The organism is Phycisphaerae bacterium, assembly GCA_012729815.1.
Lineage (GTDB): Bacteria > Planctomycetota > Phycisphaerae > JAAYCJ01 > JAAYCJ01 > JAAYCJ01.
In genome coordinates this window covers 1-3,001 of the sequence record JAAYCJ010000366.1, presented here as the reverse complement: position 1 = coordinate 3,001, position 3,001 = coordinate 1, and the positions used below count along the sequence as shown (strand labels likewise).

Genomic DNA, 3,001 nt, shown 5'->3' with positions numbered 1-3,001 from the left:
GAGTCGAAGCCGACGAAGGCCTTCTTGCCCGCCAGGTTCCGGGCCTGGAGGGCCAGCAGCGCGCCGAAGGTGGATGACTCGTTGGGCCCGAACACGCCGCTGACGTCCGGGTGCTTGGCCAACAGATCCTCCGCCGCGGCGCGAGACTTCATCCGGTCGCTGTAGCCGTACTGCGAGCCGACGATCGTGATCTCGGGAAACTCCTTGGCCAGAGTCTCCTCGAACCCCTTCTCACGGGCGTTGGTCGAAGCGCTGCCGGGATCGACCTTGATCACGATCACCGTGCCCTTGTTGTTCAGCAGCTTGGCCATCCGCCGGGCGGCCTCGACCCCGCCGCGGTAGTTGTCGGTGGCGACGAAACTGACGTACTGCTCGCTGGCGATCGCGGAGTCGAAGATGACCAGCGGAATGCCGGCCCGGCCGACCTCCTCCGCCACGGGAACCAGGGCGTTCTCGTCCTGCGGGGCCAGGACGATCCCATCCACCTTGCGGGCGATGAAGTCCTGGACGATCGAGACCTGCTGGTCCTTCATGGTCTCGGTCTGCGGGCCCTGCCAGGCCACCGAGACCCCCAGTTCGCGGGCGGCGGTGCGGGCCCCCGCGTGGACGGATTGCCAGAAGACGTGGGCGGTGCCCTTGGGGATGACCGCGATGGTGGTCGTCCCGCCGCCGTCACCCTTGGCGACGGGCTCGTCGCGCGAACAGCCGGCGAGGGTTAACGTAACCGTAGCGATGACGACGGCCAAGAGTCCCTTTGCGGACATGGTTGTCTCCCTTGAGGATCGGTTCGGTTGCACGATCCGAAGATAGCCGCACTGATCGGCGAAATCAACCGTCCGTTAGTACCGCTCGACCTTGCCGGAGTGGCCTTCGATTTCGCCGCCCTCCTCGTAGCGCCCGCCGAGGTACTGGGCGAGGAACTGCTCGGCGACGGCGTAGAAGTGGAGGCGGTTCTCCGGCCGGGCCAGGCCGTGGCCCTCATCGGTGTAGAGGGCGTAGGTGACCGGTTTGCCGGCTTGGCGCATGGCCTCGACGATCTGCTCGCTCTCAGGCTGCTTGACCCGCGGGTCGTTGGCGCCCTGGGCGATCAGCAGCGGCGAGCGGATGCGATCGACGAAGAACAGCGGCGAACGCGACTTGAGAAATTCCTCCTCGGTCTCCAGGTCGCCCACGCGGACCTTGAACGTCGCCTTCAGCGGCTCCCAGTACGGCGGAATGGTCTGGATCAACGTGATCAGGTTGCTGGGCCCGACGATATCGACGCCGCAGGCAAAGACGTCCGGTGTGAAGGTCAAAGCCGCCAGCGTGGCGTAGCCGCCGTACGAGCCGCCCATGATGCCGATGCGGTTCGAATCGGCGATGCCCTGATCGACGAGCCACCTCGCGGCGTCGGTCAGATCGTCCTGCATCTTCGCCCCCCACTCACGGTTGCCCGCGTTGAGAAACTCCTTGCCGTAGCCGCTCGAGCCGCGGAAGTTGACCTGCAGCACGGCGTAGCCGCGATTCGCCAGCCACTGGGCCATCGGGTTATAGCCCCAGGTGTCGCGGGCCCACGGTCCGCCGTGCACGTCAAGCACTGCCGGCAGGTTCTTCGGCTCCGCCTTCGGCGGCACCGTCAGATAGCCGTGGATGGTCAGACCGTCGCGGGCCTGGTACTGGATCGGCTTCATCCCCGCCAGTTGCCAGTTCTCCAGGTCCGGCCGGTTGGTGAACATCAGCTCGTGCGAGCGGTCGGGCCGATGGTAGAGGTAGTAGTAGACCGGCCCGTCGTCCTCCTCGAAGGCGACGATCCAGAACTGGTCGTCAAGCGAGCGGCTGACGATCTGGAACTGGCCGTCGCGGATTTTGCGGATGGCGTCGAAGTCATCGCGGACCTCCGGATCGAGCACCTGCCACTCGAGCTTGGCCCGGGTGAACCCGGCGGCTTGGATCGTGCGCTCCAGCGGATGGACGAACAGGGCGGTCAGGTCGTACCGCGGGTCCTCGACGACCACGCTCTGGCGGCCGGTGGCCGGATCGAGGGCGACCAGGCGGATCGCGTTGGCGTTGTCGTTGCCCATCACGTACAGCGTCTGGCCGTCCGGCGAGAACATCACCGGCCCGCCTTGCTCCTGCGGGCTCCACTGCCGGATGGTCTGCCACGGGGCGTCGACCGACGGGCGAAACATCAGGTCCCATCCGCCGTCGGGACGGGCGGCGGTGGCGGCGCGGATGTGGAACTGCGCGTCGGCCTGCCAGCTCACGATGTTGCCCGGATTCTCAGCCTCCAGCTCCAGTTCGCCGCTTTCGAGGTTCATCCGGTACACGTCGTGGACCCGCGGATCGCGGCGGTTCAAGCCCACCAGCATCTGGTCCGGAAACGCCGGGTCCAACTCGACCACGCGGGCCTGGACGTTGTCGAACGGGGTCAGGTCGCGGACCTCGTTGGTCTCGACGTTGACCGCGTAGAGCCGCCAGTTCTCATCGCCGTCGGCGTCCTGCATGTAGATGAGCTGCCGGCCGTCGTACGTCCAGAAGAACATGCGGATGCCGCGCTTCTGATCGTGGGTCAGCACGCGGTCGTCCTCCTGGCCTCTCGTGCGCAGCCAGACCTGAAGCACGTCGCGATCGTCCGGAGCCAGGTACGCCAGGTACCGCCCGTCGGGCGACAGGCGCGGGCTGACCCGCTCGGGATTACCGAAGAGGACCTGCCGCGGAATCAGCGGCACCGCCTGGTACGTTGATGGTTTCTCCGCGCTCATCGTGGTGGTGCTCCCAATCGGTTTGCAGATTCCGGCTGAGCATCCGGCGACGGCACCCGCCGCCAGCCCCGCCATCCAAAGGCCCAGTACGCTCTTTCTTACCATGATTCCTCCCTTGGGGAAAATGAACTCTTCTAGTGCCGTTTCCAATAAGTTTGTATAACCTTTTGCACTGATATGACTTGCGCCAGGCTGATAAGGGTATTATATAGAGTTCCACGCGTGATGCTGGACGTTGTTTCAACGTGTGGAGACTCGTT

2 protein-coding genes are annotated in these 3,001 nt (G+C 65.4%); both read right to left on the bottom strand.

Annotated features, from left to right (window positions below; genetic code table 11):
• Positions 1-764: substrate-binding domain-containing protein (locus GXY33_22955; protein NLX08012.1), on the bottom strand; the 764-nt coding region annotated here is incomplete at its 3' end.
• 75 nt (positions 765-839) lie between these two features.
• Complete coding sequence (locus GXY33_22950) at positions 840-2,741, bottom strand: S9 family peptidase (protein ID NLX08011.1); 1,902 nt, start codon at positions 2,739-2,741, stop codon at positions 840-842.
• Positions 2,742-3,001: the final 260 nt, after the last annotated feature.